General features: G+C 42.2%; 1 protein-coding gene. It reads right to left on the bottom strand.

Annotation, left to right across the window (positions count from 1 at the left end):
* Positions 1 to 249 (bottom strand): transposase (locus DWV53_RS16355; RefSeq protein ID WP_259319022.1); only part of this gene is annotated, 249 nt, incomplete at both ends.

The following is a 249-nucleotide window of genomic DNA, read 5'->3' as shown; positions in this document are numbered from 1 at the left end:
CATGTCATCGAAGATGCGTTCCTTGCCACCACGAAGATTGTAGAATTCCACGATATCTCTTGCACTCGACTTGTAATCGTTAGTCAGTATACATCTGTAGGTATATTCGCCTTCCCAAATGTCAAGGTCTCCCTCTATTCGCCTTTGTCTCTGTATGACAAGACGATACGGTTTTCCTTTCCATTTCTCAACAAGGATGGAATTCAGCTCAAACTCAATACCGTTGATTTCAACAGTTTTCCATCCAGT

Source organism: Segatella copri (assembly GCF_003465495.1).
GTDB lineage: Bacteria > Bacteroidota > Bacteroidia > Bacteroidales > Bacteroidaceae > Prevotella > Prevotella copri_G.
Note: the sequence above shows the minus strand (reverse complement) of the source record. Positions and strands in the feature narration are given on the sequence as shown.